Annotated in this window: 14 protein-coding genes; 10 read left to right on the top strand and 4 right to left on the bottom strand. The window is 74.1% G+C overall.

Annotated features, from left to right (window positions below):
* Positions 1–14 precede the first annotated feature (14 nt).
* The 5 genes from PVK37_RS31415 (at position 15) to PVK37_RS31395 (ending at position 7,745) form a co-directional block, all read left to right on the top strand.
* Complete coding sequence (locus PVK37_RS31415) at positions 15–3,716, top strand: non-ribosomal peptide synthetase (RefSeq protein ID WP_275031516.1); 3,702 nt, start codon at positions 15–17, stop codon at positions 3,714–3,716.
* 17 nt (positions 3,717–3,733) lie between these two features.
* On the top strand, positions 3,734–4,717 hold the full coding sequence (locus PVK37_RS31410) for an aldo/keto reductase (protein WP_275031515.1): 984 nt from the start codon (positions 3,734–3,736) through the stop codon (positions 4,715–4,717).
* A gap of 112 nt (positions 4,718–4,829) precedes the next feature.
* The gene (locus PVK37_RS31405; protein ID WP_275031514.1) at positions 4,830–5,567 is read left to right on the top strand and encodes a sulfotransferase-like domain-containing protein; all 738 of its coding nucleotides are present in this window, start codon (positions 4,830–4,832) and stop codon (positions 5,565–5,567) included.
* Positions 5,564–6,469 carry a family 3 encapsulin nanocompartment shell protein gene (locus PVK37_RS31400; protein WP_275031513.1) on the top strand — a complete coding sequence of 302 codons (906 nt, stop codon included), beginning with the start codon at positions 5,564–5,566 and terminating at the stop codon, positions 6,467–6,469. The genes PVK37_RS31405 and PVK37_RS31400 overlap by 4 nt, the downstream gene beginning before the upstream one ends.
* A 73-nt stretch (positions 6,470–6,542) precedes the next feature.
* On the top strand, positions 6,543–7,745 hold the full coding sequence (locus PVK37_RS31395) for an MFS transporter (RefSeq protein ID WP_275031510.1): 1,203 nt from the start codon (positions 6,543–6,545) through the stop codon (positions 7,743–7,745).
* Positions 7,746–7,790: 45 nt separating this feature from the next.
* Here PVK37_RS31395 and PVK37_RS31390 read toward each other — a convergent pair whose 3' ends face one another.
* From PVK37_RS31390 to PVK37_RS31380, 3 genes are all read right to left on the bottom strand, one after another.
* Positions 7,791–8,909, bottom strand: a complete 1,119-nt coding sequence (locus PVK37_RS31390; protein ID WP_275031509.1) for an NAD(P)/FAD-dependent oxidoreductase — start codon at positions 8,907–8,909, stop codon at positions 7,791–7,793.
* Positions 8,910–9,192: 283 nt separating this feature from the next.
* Entirely contained in the window at positions 9,193–10,443 is a 1,251-nt protein-coding gene (locus PVK37_RS31385; protein WP_275031507.1) for a S8 family peptidase, read from the bottom strand.
* A gap of 77 nt (positions 10,444–10,520) precedes the next feature.
* On the bottom strand, positions 10,521–11,756 hold the full coding sequence (locus PVK37_RS31380) for a S8 family peptidase (protein ID WP_275031505.1): 1,236 nt from the start codon (positions 11,754–11,756) through the stop codon (positions 10,521–10,523).
* 367 nt (positions 11,757–12,123) lie between these two features.
* On the opposite strand from PVK37_RS31380, the gene PVK37_RS31375 reads away from it, so the two are divergent.
* On the top strand, positions 12,124–12,663 hold the full coding sequence (locus PVK37_RS31375; protein WP_275031504.1) for a DinB family protein: 540 nt from the start codon (positions 12,124–12,126) through the stop codon (positions 12,661–12,663).
* Positions 12,664–12,765: 102 nt separating this feature from the next.
* On the opposite strand, the gene PVK37_RS31370 is transcribed toward PVK37_RS31375, so the two are convergent.
* A complete protein-coding gene (locus PVK37_RS31370; RefSeq protein WP_275031502.1) occupies positions 12,766–13,281 on the bottom strand; it encodes a hypothetical protein in 516 nt (171 codons plus the stop codon).
* Between the two features lie 77 nt (positions 13,282–13,358).
* On the opposite strand from PVK37_RS31370, the gene PVK37_RS31365 reads away from it, so the two are divergent.
* From PVK37_RS31365 to PVK37_RS31350, 4 genes are all read left to right on the top strand, one after another.
* Positions 13,359–14,003 (top strand): lipoprotein, encoded by a 645-nt coding sequence (locus PVK37_RS31365; protein ID WP_275031500.1) that lies wholly within the window; start codon positions 13,359–13,361, stop codon positions 14,001–14,003.
* The gene (locus PVK37_RS31360) at positions 14,000–14,803 is read left to right on the top strand and encodes a nucleotidyltransferase domain-containing protein (protein WP_275031498.1); all 804 of its coding nucleotides are present in this window, start codon (positions 14,000–14,002) and stop codon (positions 14,801–14,803) included. Before PVK37_RS31365 ends, PVK37_RS31360 begins: the two co-directional genes overlap by 4 nt.
* 76 nt (positions 14,804–14,879) lie before the next feature.
* Positions 14,880–15,074 (top strand): hypothetical protein, encoded by a 195-nt coding sequence (locus PVK37_RS31355; RefSeq protein WP_275031496.1) that lies wholly within the window; start codon positions 14,880–14,882, stop codon positions 15,072–15,074.
* A 138-nt stretch (positions 15,075–15,212) separates the two neighbouring features.
* A complete protein-coding gene (locus PVK37_RS31350) occupies positions 15,213–16,238 on the top strand; it encodes a questin oxidase family protein (RefSeq protein WP_275031494.1) in 1,026 nt (341 codons plus the stop codon).
* Positions 16,239–16,448: the final 210 nt, after the last annotated feature.

Below are 16,448 nucleotides of genomic sequence, written 5' to 3'. Positions count from 1 at the left end.
CGTGGGGGGACGGCATGAGATCCGGTGACACGGGCTCCGCGGTACCGGTCTCCGTCGCCGCCGGCCCCACCTACCGGTACACCGTGGCCCGACCGGTGGCCGGCGGTGCCGACGACCGGATCGCCGTCGCCGGACTCGCCGCCGTCGAACTGGCCGACCGGCTCGGCCGGGACCTGCCCGTCCGGGTGCTGGCCGGTGCCACCGCCCTGGACCTGCCGGACTGGCCGGCGGACCTGCACCAGCTGCCCGGCGACCGGGCCCGGGCCGCCGTCCGCGCCCTGGCCGCCAGCGCGACCGCTCCGCCCGGCCCCTCCAGCCCGCCCGACCCGCCCGGTCCCCTCGACTCCCTCGACTCCCTGGGCTCGGTCGGCCCGCTCGGCTCCGTCGGGCCGGCCGGTCCGCTCGTCGTGCTGCTGGACGGGGAGCCGCACCGGGCGTTAGAGGCCGTACCGGTGCTGGTCCGCGCGACGGTCAGCCCGGACGGCGTCGCCGTCGTGGTGCGCTGCGCCCCGGCCGACCCGTGGTCGGTGAGCGTGCCGGCGGTGGCCGAGGTGTTCGCCGAGGTGTTCGCCGCGCTGTTGGCCGACCCGCTGCTGCCGTCCGGCCGGGCCCCGGCCGTCGGCCCGGTCCACCGTGCGCTGGCCCTCGGCCGGCTGGCCGGGCGACGCGTACCGGACGAGCCGTTCACGGCGATCCCGACGATGATCGAGCAGTGCGTCGACCGCCACCCCGACCGGGTCGCCGTCTCCTTCCGTGACCGCCGCCTCACCTACCGGCAACTCGACGGGCTGGCGAACGGCTTCGCCGCCACGCTCACCGCCCGCGGCGTGCGCCACGGCGACGTGCTGCCGGTGCTGCTCGCCGACGGTCTCGAACTTCCGGTGGCGTACCTGGCGGCGATGAAGCTCGGCGCGGCGTTCGTACCGCTGGATCCGGGCTGGCCGGACGACCGGACCCGCGCCACCCTGGCGGTGCTCGCCCCCCGGCTGGTGGTGGTCGGCCCGACCGGCACGCTGCCCGACGACCTGCTCCGGCCCGTTGCCGCCGGCGGCAACGGCGCCGGGGCCGGCGCGGTGGCGACGGTGCCGGTGCTGCTGGACCGGATCACGCCGACCGACGAGCGGCCGGGCGTGCCGATCGGCCCGGCCGACCTGATCTACGGGATCTTCACCTCGGGCACCACCGGCACCCCCCGCTGCGCGATGAACCGGCACGACGGACTCGCCAACCGGTTCCGGTTCATGACCCGCTGGTTCCGGGCCACCGGGGACGAGGTGGTGCTCCAGAACAGCCGGCACACCTTCGACTCCTCGGTGTGGCAGCTGTTCTGGCCGCTCACCACCGGCGGCCGGGTGGTGGTGCCGGTGCAGGGCGGCTTCCTCGACGTGGCCCGTACCGTCCGGACCATCGCCGCCGAGCGGATCACCGTGACCGACTTCGTACCCAGCATCCTCGGACTGCTGGTGGCACTGGTGGACCGCGACCCGGCGGCCCGCCGGGCGGTCGGCACCCTGCGCCACCTGATCGTCGGCGGCGAGGAGATCGACCCGTCCACCGTGCACCGCCTCGGCGAACTGCTGCCCGGGATCGAGGTCACCAACGGGTACGGCCCGACCGAGGCGTCCATCGGCATGGTCTTCCACCGGGTCACCCCGGCCGACGGCGACACCGTCCCGATCGGCCGGCCGATCGACAACTGCTACGCCACCGTGGTCGACGCCCAGCTGCGTCCGCTGCCACCCGGCGCGGTCGGTGAGATCGTCATCGGTGGCACCTGCCTCGGTGCCGGCTACCTGGGCGCACCCGCCCGCACCGCCGAGGTGTTCGTCCCCAACCCGCTGCCGGAGATCCCCGGCCGACGCTTGTACCGCACCGGCGACCTGGGCCGTCTCGACGCCGACGGTCGGCTGCACTTCGTCGGCCGGCGGGACTTCCAACTCAAGGTCAACGGCGTCCGGATCGAGGCCGGCGAGATCGAGACCGCGGCGACCCGGCTGGCCGGCGTGCACCAGGCCAAGGTGATCGTCGCCCGGGACGGCGGCGGCCGGTCCCTCGCCCTGTTCGTCGCCGCCGACCGGGCGGTACCCGAACCGGTGCTGCGCGAGCATCTGCGCCGGCTGCTGCCCCGCACCAGCGTGCCCCGGCACCTGGTCGTCCTCGACGCGCTGCCGCTGACCCGCAACGGCAAGGTGGACCGGCGGGCCCTCCAGAGCCACCTGGACCGGGTCCGCCACGACCGGGCCACCCGGCTGGCCGGCACCGCCGCGCCGGCCACCCTGCCCGGGACGGTGCTCGCGGTGTTCCGGGCCGTCCTCGGCGACCCCGACCTGACCGTGGACACCGACTTCCTGGCCGTCGGCGGCGACTCCCTCCAGGCCGTCGCGGTCACCACCGCGCTCGCCGGCGAACACGGCGTCACCGTCGGCGTCCAGGACCTGTTCGAGCAGCGCACCCCGGCCCGGCTGGCCGACCTGCTGGCCCGCCGCCGGCACGTACCCGCCGAACCGGAGGCGGACCTGGTCGCCCGGGACGTCCGGCTCCCGGCCGACCTGCCGGTCCGGGCCGCCGACCCGCACCGCGAGGTCCGCACCGTACTGGTCACCGGGGCCACCGGGTTCGTCGGCAGCCGCCTGGTCCACGAACTGCTCACCACCACCGACGTACGGGTGCACTGCCTGACCCGGGCCGCCGACGACACCGCGGCCACCGCCCGGGTGGTCCGGGCCCTGGCCGACCGGGGACTGTGGGCGGACCACCTCGCCGACCGGCTCACCGGGTACGCCGGCGACCTGGCCCGGCCCGCGCTCGGCCTGGACGCGCGCACCTGGGCACACCTGGCCGGCGACTGTGACCTGCTGCTCAACGCGGGGGCGCTGGTCAACTTCCTCTTCGACTACCGGGCCCACCGGCCGGCCAACGTGCTCGGTGCCGGCGAACTGCTCCGGCTGGCGCTGACCGACCGGCCCAAGCCGCTGCACCACGTCTCCACCCTCGGCGTCCTCGACACCGAGGCGGCAAGGCACACCCGGCCGCTGCCCGAGACGTACGACCCGGCGGTCGCGGTGCCGCCGCGCAGCGGGTACAGCCGGTCCAAGTGGGTGGCCGAGCGGTACCTGACCGCCGCCCGCCGGCGGGGCGCCACGGTCACCGTGCTGCGGCTCGGCGAGGTGATGCCGGCGGCCGACAACGGCACACCGAACCGGCACGCCCTCACCCACCTGCTGCTGGCCGCCTGCCACCGGCTCGGCATGCGCCCCGACGCCACCGTCCGCTCCGACTGGACGCCCGTCGACTACGCCGCCCGCCGGATCGTCGCCGCCGTCGTCGACCGGGCCGCCTGGGGCCGGCCGCTGCACCTGCTGCACCCGGCCAGCGTGGACTTCACCGAACTGCCCGGTGACCACGTACCCCGGGTCAGTTGCGCCCAGTTCCTGGCCGCGCTCCGCGACGCCGTCACCGACGGCGACCGGGACGCCGCCGCGCTGCTGGCGCTCTTCCCGACCCGCCTCGGCGCGGACGAGGAGCAGCTGCGGGTGGTGTTCGGCGCGCTGCTCACCGACAACCCCCGGCTGTTCCGGCGGGACGGGTGCGCGCGGCTGGAACGACGGCGTGGCCTCACCGACGGGGAGCTGACCCCGTCGATCGACGCCTACCGCCGCTGGCTGACCGGGCGGGAACGGCACGGCGGCGGACCGACGTCGCCGCCGACCGGGTGAACCGAAGGGAAGAGTGGATGCGCTATCGCAGGTTGGGTCGCCTCGGCTGGAAGGTCAGCGAGGTCGGGTACGGGATGTGGGGGATCGGCGGCGGTCCCGGCGGGTTCACCGGCTGGGACTACGACGTCGCCCCGCGCTGCCTGGACGAGGCGGTGGAGCGGGGCTGCAACTTCTTCGACACCGCCTGGGTGTACGGGCGGGGCGTCAGCGAACGCCTCCTCGGTGACCTGCTGCGCCGCCACCCGGACCGGCGACTGTACGTGGCCACCAAGATCCCGCCGAAGAACCGGGAGTGGCCGCCCCGACCGGGCGACACCCTCGACGACGTGTTCCCGGCCGAGCACATCCGCGAGTACACCCGGTACAGCCTGGAGAACCTGGGCGTGGAGCGGATCGACCTGATGCAGTTCCACGTCTGGGAGGACCGCTGGGCCACCGACGGCCGCTGGCAGGAGACCATCGCCGACCTGAAACGGCAGGGCCTGGTCGACGGCGTCGGGATCAGCGTGAACCGCTGGGAGCCGACGAACTGCCTGGCCGCCCTGGACACCGGTCTGATCGACGTCGTCCAGGTCATCTACAACATCTTCGACCAGGCCCCCGAGGACGAACTGTTCGGCCGGGCGCTCCGCGACGACATCGGGATCATCGCCCGGGTCCCGTTCGACGAGGGGACGCTGACCGGCACACTGACCGCCGACAGCAACTGGCCGCCGGAGGACTGGCGCAGCACGTACTTCGGCCCGGAGAACCTCGGCCCCAGCGTGGCCCGCGCCGAGAAGCTCGCCGTCGACGTACCACCCGGGATGACCATGCCGGAGCTGGCGCTGCGGTTCATCCTGCACCACCCGGCGGTGGGCACGGTGATCCCCGGCATGCGCCGGCCCGAGCACGTCCGGGCCAACCTGGCGGTCAGCGACGGGCAGCCCCTCGACCCGGACCTGCTGGCCCGGCTGCGTGCCCACCGCTGGGACCGCCAACCGACCGGATGGTCCCAGTGACCCCCGCCTGTGTGCCGGTGCCCGGTTCCATCGTCCGGACCGGGCCGCGTCGCCCGGTCCCGCCCGCACCACCCACCCGGCCCGGCCGGCGGGGACGAGCGGCGGGGGCGGCATGGCGCTGATCGCCATGTGGGCGCACCCGCGCGCCGTCTCCACCGCCTTCCTGCGCATGATGATCGCCCGGGGCGACGTCACGGTGGTGCACGAGCCGTTGGTCACCCTGGTGGACACCGGCCGGGTCGACCTGCCCGCCGCCGACGGCGGCACCGTCACCGTGACCAGCCCCGACGAGGTCACCGCGCACCTGGTCGCGCTGGGCCGGGACCGCCCGGTGTTCGTCAAGGACACCCTGGAGTACCGGTACGCGCACCTGTTCGCCGCCCCGGAGCGGATCGCCGACGCCACGCACACCTTCCTGGTCCGCGACCCGGCCCGGACGATCAGCTCGCACCACGCCATCAAGCCGACCGTGCAGTGCCACGAGATCGGCTACGAGCACCAGTGGGAGCTGTTCGAACTGGTCCGCGCCACCGCCCACCGACCACCGGTGGTGCTCTCCGCCGAGGCGCTGCTGCGGGCTCCGGAACGGGTGGTGGCGGCCTGGTGCGCGGCGGTCGGGCTGCCGTACCGGCCGGAGGCACTGACCTGGGATCCCGGGGAGCGCGCCGAGTGGCGGCGGACCCGGATCTGGCACCTCGACGTGGAACGCACCGCCGGATTCCGCCCGGTCGACAAGGACTTCGCGGTGACCGTCGACAACGACCCGACCCTGCGCGCCTACCACGCGTACCACCTGCCGTTCTACCAGCGCCTCATCCAGCACGCCATCCCGGTCGAGGAGCCGTCATGACCACCGCCAGCGCGCCGCCCGCCAGCCAGTCGCCCGCGAGCGGACCACCCGTCACCGGATCTCCCGTCAGCGGGTCGCCCGTCACCCGCTCGCCCGGGGAGGAGTTCGCCGCCGCGTACCTCGCCGACCCGGCCACCGCCGAGGTCCGCTTCGACTTCACCATCACCGACGCCTTCCAGCCCACCAAGGAACGCCCCCGGGTGACCGTCCGCAACCTGTTCCGGAAGCGGATGGTCGACCTGGACCCGGTCCGGTTCTGGTGCGAGCGCCGGCCGGACGCCGCCGAGGCGGCCACCGTGCACGAGGTGCAGCTGCGCCGGGAGGCCGCGTTCCGGTTCGGCATGGCCCAGGCCGGGGTGCACCCGGTCCGGGCCTGGGTGCAGCTTCCCGCCGAACTCGCCGAGGACCCGGAGGGCCTGGCGGTCTTCGTCGACTACCGGCTGCTGGTCCGGCTCGCCACCGCCGAGAACCAGGCGCTGACCATCGGCGAACACGGGCTGCTGCGGCACCCGGAGATCGCGAAGCTGCCGTACCGGCACGACTGGCTGACCGGACTGCTGGCCGCCTGCGACGAGATCGAACAGACCGGGGCCACCCCGCATGCGATGATCGTCAATCCCCGGGACTACTACACCCACCTGCTCGGCCGGGGCAGCCTGCTGGCCGACCTGACCCGCAACGGGGTACAGATCAGCCGGACCCGGATGGTCGCCCCGGGCGAGGCGGTGGTCGGGGACTTCGCGATGGCCGCGCGCCTGCTCGACGCGGGACGCTCGGCGATCCGGGTCGCCGTACCGCCGCCGGGGACCTTCGCCACCGACGGCCCGGCCGTCTGCGCGGAGATCCACGAAGGACTCGCCATCCACCTGCCGACCCACTTCTTCCACGTCGTACCGGCCTGACCGGGCCGGTCAGGATCCACGACCATGCCCAGGAAGAGCCGCCGATGACCGCCCGCCCAGGGGAGAGCCAGCCATGACCGCGACCACGATCGGCGGACGCCTGACCTTCTACCGGCCGTACCTGCCGCTGTTCGGGGCGATCCTGCTGTCCCTGCTGGGGGCCGGGGCGTCGCTGGCCGTGCTGCCGTTCCTGGTCCTCGACGAGCTGGACGGCAGCCGGATCGAGGTGGGCGCGGTGATCGCCGCCCTCGCGGTGGCCGCGGTGATCGGCCGGCCGATCGCCGGCCGGATCGGGGACCGGCACGGCTACCGGACGGTGATGCTGGCCGGGGCGGGACTCTGCGCCCTGGCCGGGGCCGGCTACCTGGTCGCCGGGAACGTGCCGGCCCTGCTGGTGGTCCGGTTGGTGCACGGTGCCGGGGAGGGCGCGGTCTACACCGCCGGGGCGGCCTGGCTGGTGGCGCTCGCCCCGGTCGAACGGCGCGGCCGGATCGTCGGCCTGTACGGCATCCACATGTGGCTGGGGCTCACCCTGGGCGCGCTGCTCGGTACGGTGCTGTTCCGGGCCGCCGACGGCTACCCGCCGGTGTGGATCTTCGCGGTGGTCACGGCGGCGCTCGGGGCGGCGCTGGTCGCCACCCGGCCCCGCCCGGAGCAGGCCCCGGCCGCCGGCCGGGCCGGGCTCCTGCCGCGCAGCGCGGTCGCGCCGGGGATCGCGCTGACGCTGGCCGGTTTCGGGTACGCCGGCCTCGCCGCGTTCGCCGCGCTGCACCTGGCCGACCGGGGGGTGGCGAACGGTATCGCCGCGTTCAACGCCTTCGGCTTCACCTACGTCGGGGTACGCCTGTTCGTCGGCGGGCTGCCGGACCGGCTCGGGGCCCGCCGGGTGGCGCTCTGGTCGGCGCTGGTGGAGGCGGTCGGGCTGCTGCTGGTGGCGGTGGCGACGAACCTGTGGGTCGCCATCCTCGGTGGCCTGGTCGTCGGGGCCGGCCTGTCGTTGCTGTTCCCGGCGCTGGCCCTGCTGGTGATCAACCGGACCGATCCGGCGCACCAGGGCGCGGCGCTCGGCGCGTTCACCTCGTTCTGGGACCTGGGCCTGGTGGTCGGCAGCCCGCTGGCCGGTCTGGTGGCCAGCGCCGCCGGCTACCCCGCCGTCTTCTGGGTCACCCTGCTGGCCGCCCTCGCCTCCGCCACCCTCTCCGCCCTCACACCCCCCACCCCCACCCCACCCACCCCACCCCCCGCCGCCACCCCGCCCGCCCCGCCACCCCGTTGATCATGAAGTTACCGACCCGACACGCCGGGTGAGGTGACAACAACTTCATGATCGACCGAAGAACCGGGCGGGGGAGCAGGGGGTGGGGTCGGGGGTGTGGGGGTGGAGGGGGTGGCCGGTGGCTAGGGTGGCGAGCAGGGCGCCGGCGGCGGGGGCGGTCTGCACCCCGTACCCGCTCAGGCCGGCCAGCCAGAGGAAACCGGGCGCGTCCGGGGCCGGGCCGATCACCGGTACGTCGTCCGGCGCGGCCGTCCGCAGCCCGGCCCAGGCGTGCCGGACCCGGCGGACGGTCAGCGTGGTGGCCTCCTCCAGCCGGGCCACCCCGAGCGCCACATCGAGGTCGTCGGGGCGGACGTCACCGGCCGGCACCGGCGTGGCGTCGACCGGGGAGACCAGCAGCCCTCCGGACTCCGGCTTGACGTAGAAGGTGCCGGCCACGTCGGCGACCATCGGCCAGCGGGCCACGTCGACGCCCGGCGGCGCGTCCACCAGGAAGGCGGTCCGCCGCAGCGGCGTCAACCCCACCGGCCGTACGCCGGCCGAGACGGCGACCTCGTCGGCCCACGCCCCGGCGGCGTTCACCACCGTACGGGCGGTGAGGTCCCCGGCGTCGGTGTGGACCCGCCAGCGGTCCCGTTCCCGGCGGAGCGACCGTACCCGGGTCAACCGGGCGACGGTGCCCCCGGCGGCCCGGATCCCCCGCAGGTAGCCCTGGTGCAGCGCGGCCACGTCGATGTCCCGGGCGGCCGGCTTGACCATCGCCCGGCGGGCCCACCCCGATCGGACGACCGGACACCGGCCGGGTACCTCGGCGAGGTCGATCTCCCGGGCCGGCGGGTCGACCTCGGCCCCGGCCCGCAGTTCGCTGTCGAACAGTTCCTCGGCGCCGGGTGGGCAGAGGGCCAGCACCCCGCGTGGGGTGAGCAGCGGGTGTGCGGCGAAGCCGGGCGGCGGGTCGAGCAGGAACGCCCGGCTGGCCCGGGTCAGCGCGCGTACCACCGGTCCGCCGTAGTACTCGGAGAACAGCGCCGCGGATCGGCCGGTGGAGTGGTGCCCGGGGACCTGTTCCATCTCGACCAGCAGCACCCGGCCGTACCGGGCGAGGTGGTAACCGGCACTGGCACCGGCGATTCCCCCGCCGACGACCATATAGTCAATCGTCACTGGATGGGACGGTAGTCGGCCCGGCCGCCCGGAGCAACGCCCGACGTGCGGGAGTGGCCGTCGGGTGCCGGTGCAGCGTGTGCCGGCCGCTCGTGGAGGCGGCGGCGGGGCCGGCCGGCCGGGTGGGTCCAGCGGCGGCCGGTCGGCTGCGCGAGGTGCGGCGTGGCTGCCGGCCACATCGGGGGCGCGGCGTGGCCTGTCGGGTCCTTGCGGGGCGGCGTGGCACGTCGGCCGAGTGGGGTGCGGCGGGGGCGGGTCGGTCGCCGGCCCCGCCGCACCTTGCTCACGGGCCGCAGTACAGCAGCCGGTTCGGGGTGCCGGCGGGCACCCCGGAGACGATGTTGGTGGTGGCCCGGCTGGTCAGGTAGCTCGACACCTGGGCCGGCGACCAGGTCGGGTTCGCCGACAGGGCGAGCGCGGCACAGCCCGCCACGTGCGCCGATGCCGCCGAGCCGCCGCTGATCGTGGCGACCGCCGTGTCGCTGGTGTTCCAGGTGGACGCGATGTTCGCCCCCGGCGCGTACAGGTCGATGCAGCTGCCGTAGTTGCCGCTCGACAGCCGGGCGTCGGTGGCCGAGGTGCCGACGACGGTCAGCGCGGCCGGCACCCGACCCGGCGAGTAGTTGCAGGCGCTCCCGTTCGAGCTGCCACCGGTGGTCACGTAGGTGATGCCGGAGTTGATCGAGTTGGTCACCGCCGCGTCCAGGGTGGTGTTCGCCGATCCGCCGATGGCCAGCTCGACCACGGCCGGCCGGGCGGCGTTCGCGGTGATCCAGTCGATGCCGGCGATCACCGTGGCGAAGGTACCGCTGCCCTGGCAGTTCAGCACCCGGACCGGGTGCAGCTGGGTCTCCTTGGCGACGCCGTAGCTTCTACCGCCGATGGTGCCGGCCAGGTGGGTGCCGTGGCCGTTGCAGTCGTCCGCCGGCAGCGCCCCGTCGACCAGGTCCACGCCGCCGGTGACCCGGCCGCCGAAGTCGACGTGGGTGGCCCGGATCCCGGTGTCGACGACGTACACGTGCACGTTGTGCGCCGTGTTCGGGTAGGCGTACCGGCCGTCCAGCGGCAGATTGCGCTGGTCGATCCGGTCCAGCCCCCAGGACGGCGGGTTGATCTGCACGCCGGGGCCGACCAGCGGGGTGACCCGGTTCTGTTCCACGTACGCCACCGCCGGGTCGGCGGCGAGCCGGCGGGCCGCCCGCTCGGTGAGGCGTACCTCGAATCCGGTCAGCGCGCTGCCGTAGACGTGGCCGACGGTTCCGCCGTAGCGGGCCCGCAGCCGGTCGGCGAGCCGGGTGACCTCGGCGGTGGCGTTCGTGCCGGGGGCCGCCTCGACCCGGTCGTCGCGGAGCACGACCAGGTAGCTGCCCGGTACGGCGTCGGCCACGCCGGCGTGCCGGATGGTTCCCTCGACGGCGGTCCCGGTGGCGGCGGTGGCCTGGCCGACCGGCAGCAGCGCGGCGGTCAGCGCGGTCGCCAGGGTGGTCGCCAGGGCGAGGGCGACTCCCCGGCCCCGGACGCGTGATCTGGTCATCTGTTTGGTCTCCTCGCCAGAAGGGACCGGCCCCGGGGCGTGGATCGCCTCGGGGCCGGTGGAACGACGGTGTGTGATCAGAAGGTGGGGGCCAGGTAGAGCAGCCGGTTCGGGGAACCGGTGCCCGGGCTGGTGACCACACCGGTGGTGGCCTGGCTGATCAGGTACGCCTCGACCTGGGCCGGGGTGTAGCTCGGGAAGACCTGGAGCACCCGGGCAGCCGCACCCGCGACGTGCGGGGAGGCCATCGAGGTGCCGCTGATCGAGTTGGTGGCGGTGTCGCTGGTGTACCAGGCCGACAGCACGCCCACGCCCGGGGCGAAGATGTCGGTGCAGGTGCCGTAGTTCGAGAACGAGGCCCGCGCGTCGTTGCTCTGCGACGCGTTGACCGAGATCGCGGTCGGCACCGAGGCCGGCGAGAAGCTGCAGGCGTTGGCGTTCGAGTTGCCGGAGGCCACCGCGTAGCTGACCCCGTCGGCGATCGAGTTGGCCACGGCGGTGTTCAGGGCGGTGTTCAGGCCGCCACCGAGGCTCATGTTCGCCACCGCCGGCTGGCCCGCCTGGTGGTCGGCGGTCACCCAGTTGACGCCGGCGATGACCTGGTCCCAGGTGCCGCTGCCGGCGCAGTTGAGCACCCGGACGGCGACCAGGGTGACGTTCTTGGCCACGCCGTAGGTGTTGCCACCGACGGTGCCGGCGACGTGGGTGCCGTGGCCGTTGCAGTCGGCGGCCGGCAGCGCGCCGTCGATCGCGTCGTAGCCGTTGATGGCCTGGCCGGCGAAGTCGGAGTGGCTGACCCGGATGCCGGTGTCGATGATGTACGCCTTCACGCCCGTGCCGGTGCTGGCGTAGGTGTAGTTGGCGCTCAGCGGGAGGTTCCGCTGGTCGATCCGGTCCAGGCCCCACGGCGGGTTGACCTGGGTGGCGTCCATCTGCACGGTGTGGTTCTGCTCGACGTAGTCGACCGCCGGGTGGGCGGCCAGCCGCTTCGCGGCCTTCTCCGAGAGCTTCACCGAGAAGCCGTTGAGCGCGTCACCGTACACGTTCCCGAGCGAGCCGCCGAAGCGCTCGGCGAGCGCGCCCGCGGTGCTCTTCACCGCCGCCTGCCGGGTGCCGGCGCGGCCACCGACACTGCTGTCCTTGAGTACCACGATGTAGCTGTCGGCCACGGCCGTCGCGCCACCGGCGCTCCGGATCTCGCCCACGGACGGGGCTGCGGTCGCCGGAGCGGCGGCCATGGCGGTGACCATGGCAGCGCTGGCAAACACGCCGACCGCGGCGAAGGTACGCCGGTGAGTGCGGGGGAGTGTCATCTCCCGGTCCTCCTACTGTGGTGGCCTCTCATGCAGCTCGTGACCCACGCGAGAGGCGCTGGACGATGGGAGAATCCTAGCCTCGATATTTACATCCCTGGATGTTTTTGATGTTCGCGATATGAGGATGATATTGGCGAGTATGAAAACGTCGAAGTTGCCCGGCAGGTGGCCGGCAGGTTAAAAACGAAGGTTCGTCGCCGGGCCCCACCTCTCTGGGCTACCGTCCGGCGGCCCGCTGTGCGCCGGAGCGGCCCCGCTCGGCCCGCTGGCCGCCGGAGCGGCCCCGCGTCGGCCTGCCGGCCACCCGGTGCCGTCGCCGGGAAAGTCCGTCGACCCGACGCGCCTCCCGCGACACAATGCCCGGATGCCCGTACCGGTGCGCAGCATCCTGCGCTGGCAGTTCGACCTGACCTGGTCGCTGTTCGAGTACCACCTGGACCGGCTGGAACCGGCCGACTTCCACTGGGAACCCGCCCCGCTGTGCTGGTCGGTGCGCCCCGGCCCGGACGGCACCTGGACGCCCGACTGGGCCGACCACGAACCCGACCCGGTCCCGGTGCCGACGATCGCCTGGCTGACCTGGCACCTCGGCTGGTGGTGGACGGTGGCCACGGACCACCTCCAGGGGCGGCCCCCACGCCAGCGCACCGACGTCGAGTGGCCCGGCGCGGGCGCGCCGACGGTCGAGTGGCTGCGGGAGCTGCGTACCGAATGGCGGGAGATCCTCGACCGTCTCACCGACGCCGACCTCGACCGCACCGCGCCCTTCCCCTGGCCGGACGACCCCGAACACACCGTCGCCCACCTGGTCGGCTGGGTCAACGCCGAGCTGATGAAGAACGTCGCCGAGATCGGCCAGCTCCGGCTGGTACGCGCCGCCGGGACGACCGACCCGGCCCGGTGAGGCCCACCCGCCGTACCCCGGGACCGGCCAACCCGACGCCGGTGCCGCCGACCGGCGGCGCCGGCACCGTTCGGACCGTCAGGTCGACGGCCGACGGTCACGTCAGAAGTTGACGTCCACCCCGGCCGCCTTGCAGGCGGCGGTGATGTCCGCCCCGGCCTTCTCGAACGCCGGGTTGTCGGCGGCGGCCGCCGGGTCCGTGGCCGCCGCCGCCTTGGCGGCCTCCGCGCCGAACTGCTTGAGGGCGGCGGCCACCGCTCCGTCGCCCCCGGTGGCCGCCACGTCGGTGACCTTCTTCTCCAAGCCGGTCAGGATCTCCCGGAACGTGGCCGCCGTCGGCTCGCCGCCGGCGGTCATGGCCTTGACCAACTCGGCCCTCATCTCGTCGCCGGCCTTCTTCACCGACTCGCAGAGATCCCTGTCGCTGGCACCCGGTGCCGCCGTCGAGGCGGACGGCGCCGAGGACGCGGTGCCGGCCGTCGCGGAGGGAACGGAAGACGTCGTGGACCCGGACCCGGCCGAGTCGGTGGTGTCCTCGCCACCGCAGGCGGCGAGAGTGGACAGCGCGGCGGACAGGACGACCGCTGAGGTGACGCGTGCGACGCGTGCAAGATTCACGAGCGGGCACGCTAGCGGACCCGGCCGTCTCGACCAACCCCGATTCGCCAGCGTACGACCCGTACACTCCTGGGCTCGTGAGAACCGAAACGCTCGCCGGCCGGTCGCCGTACCGTGCCCTCTCCGCCACCGTCCTGGCCGCCGCGACGCTCGCCCTGACGGCCTGCGGCGGGGCCGAGGTGGCCGCCCCGCCGCAGGACCCCTCAGCGGGCGCGTCGACGCAGGCCGGGGCGGCGGAGGCCGCGCGGATCGGGGCCGCCGGCAGCGGCTGCGAGCTGCCGGTCACCTTCGGGCTCGCGGAGTCCTGGCAGGCCGAGGCCGTGGCCCCGATGGCACCGGACGACCCGCTGGCCGAGCTGGCCCGGCGCGGGCCGCTGACCATGGTGTGCGAGATCGACGCCAAGCCCGCCGGCAACATCGGCTTCCTGCGGGTGTGGACCGGCGACGGGGGTCAGGCGCGGGCCAGTCTGGAAGCCTTCCTCGGTACTGAGGCCCGCGAGCCGGCCTACACCGAGCTGCGCATCGGCGACCGTCCCGCCGTGGAGGTCACCTACCAGACGAAGAGCGCGCTCGACGACGGGATGAAGCCGGAGCGGGCGTTCGCCGTGCAGACCGCGCGGGGCATCGTCGCGGTCTCCCTCGACAGCGCCGACAGCGAGGAACACACCGAGATGCTGCCCGCCTACGAACTCGCCAAGCGAACCCTCACCGTGACCCGGTGACCACCACGCTCGATCCTGCCGTCGACGAGCTGACCGCGAGATACCTCCGGGCCGTCGACGCGGCCCTTCCCGACTACGTGCGAGGCCTCTACCTCGTCGGGTCCGCCGCCCTGGGCGCCTGGCAGCCCGGCGTCAGCGACGTCGACACCGTGATCCTGACCTCGCGTCCCGCCACCGGCGACGACCTGGCCCGGCTCGCGGAGATCCACGCCGGGATGCCCAGCTCACCCTGCTTCGACGGGCTCTACCTCGAACCCGCCCTGGCGCGCACCTGGCCGGCCGACGGGCGGACCCTGCCCTTCGTGGTCAACGGTGAGTTCCGCACCGACCAGCCCTGCGGGGAACTTACGCCGGTGCTGTGGCTGACCCTGCGCCGGCACGGCATCCCCGTCCGTGGCCCGGCCGTCACGGAGCTGGGCGTACGGGTCGATGCCGAGCAGCTGCGCCGGTACAACCTGGACAACATCCGCGGGTACTGGCAGCCGACGGCCGCGATGCTCGCGGCACAGCTCACCGGCACGGCACCCGGCGTCACCGACCCGGACGCCGCCAAGGCGGTGGCCTGGTACGTGCTCGGGCCGGCCCGGCTGCACCACACCCTCGCCCACGGTGACATCATCGCCAAGGCCGCCGCCGGCGAGTACCTCGGGCGGCTGTTCCCCGAGTACGCCGACCTGGCGCGCCGGGCGGTCCGCTGGCGCTCCGGTACGCCGGAACAGTTCACCGTCGCCGACCTGCGTGCCGCACTGAACAGCGTGGATGCGGTCGCCGACGACGCCTGGCGTCGCTTCGGCACCTGATCCGCTCGGCGGGTCAGCTCACGTCGCTGTGGGAGTTCTCGTCGTCACCGGCATCGCACCAGTACCGTATGCAGGGGTGAACCCTGTCTCGCGGTGGGCGTCCGGCGTCCGCATGCTCGGGAACATCGCCCTGCTCGCCGGCCTCCTCGTCTCGGCCATCACGCTGGGGACGGACACCGGGACGACCGAGCCGCACATCCTGGCGGGCCTCCTCGTCGTGACAGGGGTAGGGCTGCGCATCGAAGCCGCTGTCCGCGAACCTCGGCCATGACGGCCTGAACCGGTCCGCCCGCTGCGCAGGCCGCGACCCGACCGTCCGTGACGCCCAGGTGCGCCAGCGGCAGCCGCTGAACACCCACGGCCGTTAGCCCTTGACTTCAACCGGACTTCAGCTAGAAGGCTCGGACCCATGACGAGTTCCGTCCTCGACGAGGCCTACGAACGGGTGCGGCACACCGGCCCGGAACGAGACGGTTGGCTGTCCAACCACGCCCCGATGGCAGCAGAGGCCCTGGTGCACCGCGGCCATGGGGCGGTCGTTCATCGATGGATCGATGCCTACGCGGACAAGCTGGAGGAGCGACCACGTGGCATTCGGCCCATCCCGGCTGACGAATGGCGCGACCCGCTCGGCGACCCGGTCCGTACCGGCGACTGGCTGAACCACTTCGACCGCGAACTGGCCGGAGGACCCTGGCGGGACGTGCTCGCCCGCTGGTGGCCCCGCCTGCTGCCCGGCATAGCCGCCGGCGCGACCCACGGAGTCATCCGGGTCGGCCACGCAGTACGCGCGCTGCTCGACGAGGAGACCGGGCCGCGGGTCGCCGAACTCGGTCAGGGCCTGGCGTACTGGGCCGCCCGCTGGCAGCCTCTCGCGCCACCTGGCACCGGGCCCTACCCGGCAGCCGACGCCCGGTCCGCGCTGGACGCGGTGCCCCGCGTACCCGACCAGCGGTCCGGCATCCGGGCCCGCCTCGCTCAACTGGCCGACCTGCCCGGGTGGCCACCAGCAGCCGGCGCGGTGCCCGGCCCCGGCACGGGCGACGTGCCGACCCGGCTCGCCGGCATCGTCGACGCCGCGGTGGTCCGGCACGGAACCCACGGGTACGCCAGCCCGGTCATGCTCGTGCACGCCGCCACCGCGCCGAACGCGGTCCTGCGTGCCCTGCCTGCCCTACCGCCAGCGCTCTGGACACCGAGCCTCGCCGCGGCCTGGGCGGCAACAGCCGCGGTCACCGCCGCCTACGCCCCGGCGCAGGCACGCCCCGCGCCGCCCGCCGGCACCGACCTGAGCCTCGACGAGGTCATGCGCCGTGCAACGGACACCGGGGACGCCCACGCGATCAAGTTCGTCGACACCCTGTGTGACACGGCTACCCGCTCCGCAAACCCCGGCCTGCTCGCCATCGCCGCCCAAGCCGTCGAGCAGATCTAGGACAGGGCCGGCCCCCGTGGTGGCCGGCGAGATCCAAGGCGGCCGGTCGGCGGCGACCATGCTCGACGTTGCGCGGTTCAGCCGGTGGTGTCGGGTCGGTCCGGCGGGCCTGCGGTGATCCCGATGCGGCGGTGGGTGTGGCGGTGGTGCCGACGCCGGCGACCGCGCCCGTATCGGGACGACGGCAGGTCAGAAGGTCCGGTCGTGGTT

Source organism: Micromonospora cathayae (assembly GCF_028993575.1).
Classification (GTDB): Bacteria; Actinomycetota; Actinomycetes; order Mycobacteriales; family Micromonosporaceae; genus Micromonospora; species Micromonospora cathayae.
The sequence above is the reverse complement of the archived record's forward strand: the minus strand, read 5'-3'. Positions and strand labels throughout refer to the sequence as shown.

Bases quoted from the DNA above. Each gene is read 5' to 3' on its own strand.
- PVK37_RS31380 (WP_275031505.1), bottom strand. From the start codon at position 11,756: ATGACACTCCCCCGCACTCACCGGCGTACCTTCGCCGCGGTCGGCGTG.
- PVK37_RS31375 (WP_275031504.1), top strand. From the start codon at position 12,124: ATGCCCGTACCGGTGCGCAGCATCCTGCGCTGGCAGTTCGACCTGACC.
- PVK37_RS31400 (WP_275031513.1), top strand. From the start codon at position 5,564: ATGACCACCGCCAGCGCGCCGCCCGCCAGCCAGTCGCCCGCGAGCGGA.
- PVK37_RS31405 (WP_275031514.1), top strand. From the start codon at position 4,830: ATGGCGCTGATCGCCATGTGGGCGCACCCGCGCGCCGTCTCCACCGCC.
- PVK37_RS31395 (WP_275031510.1), top strand. From the start codon at position 6,543: ATGACCGCGACCACGATCGGCGGACGCCTGACCTTCTACCGGCCGTAC.
- PVK37_RS31385 (WP_275031507.1), bottom strand. From the start codon at position 10,443: ATGACCAGATCACGCGTCCGGGGCCGGGGAGTCGCCCTCGCCCTGGCG.
- PVK37_RS31350 (WP_275031494.1), top strand. From the start codon at position 15,213: ATGACGAGTTCCGTCCTCGACGAGGCCTACGAACGGGTGCGGCACACC.
- PVK37_RS31410 (WP_275031515.1), top strand. From the start codon at position 3,734: ATGCGCTATCGCAGGTTGGGTCGCCTCGGCTGGAAGGTCAGCGAGGTC.
- PVK37_RS31415 (WP_275031516.1), top strand. From the start codon at position 15: ATGAGATCCGGTGACACGGGCTCCGCGGTACCGGTCTCCGTCGCCGCC.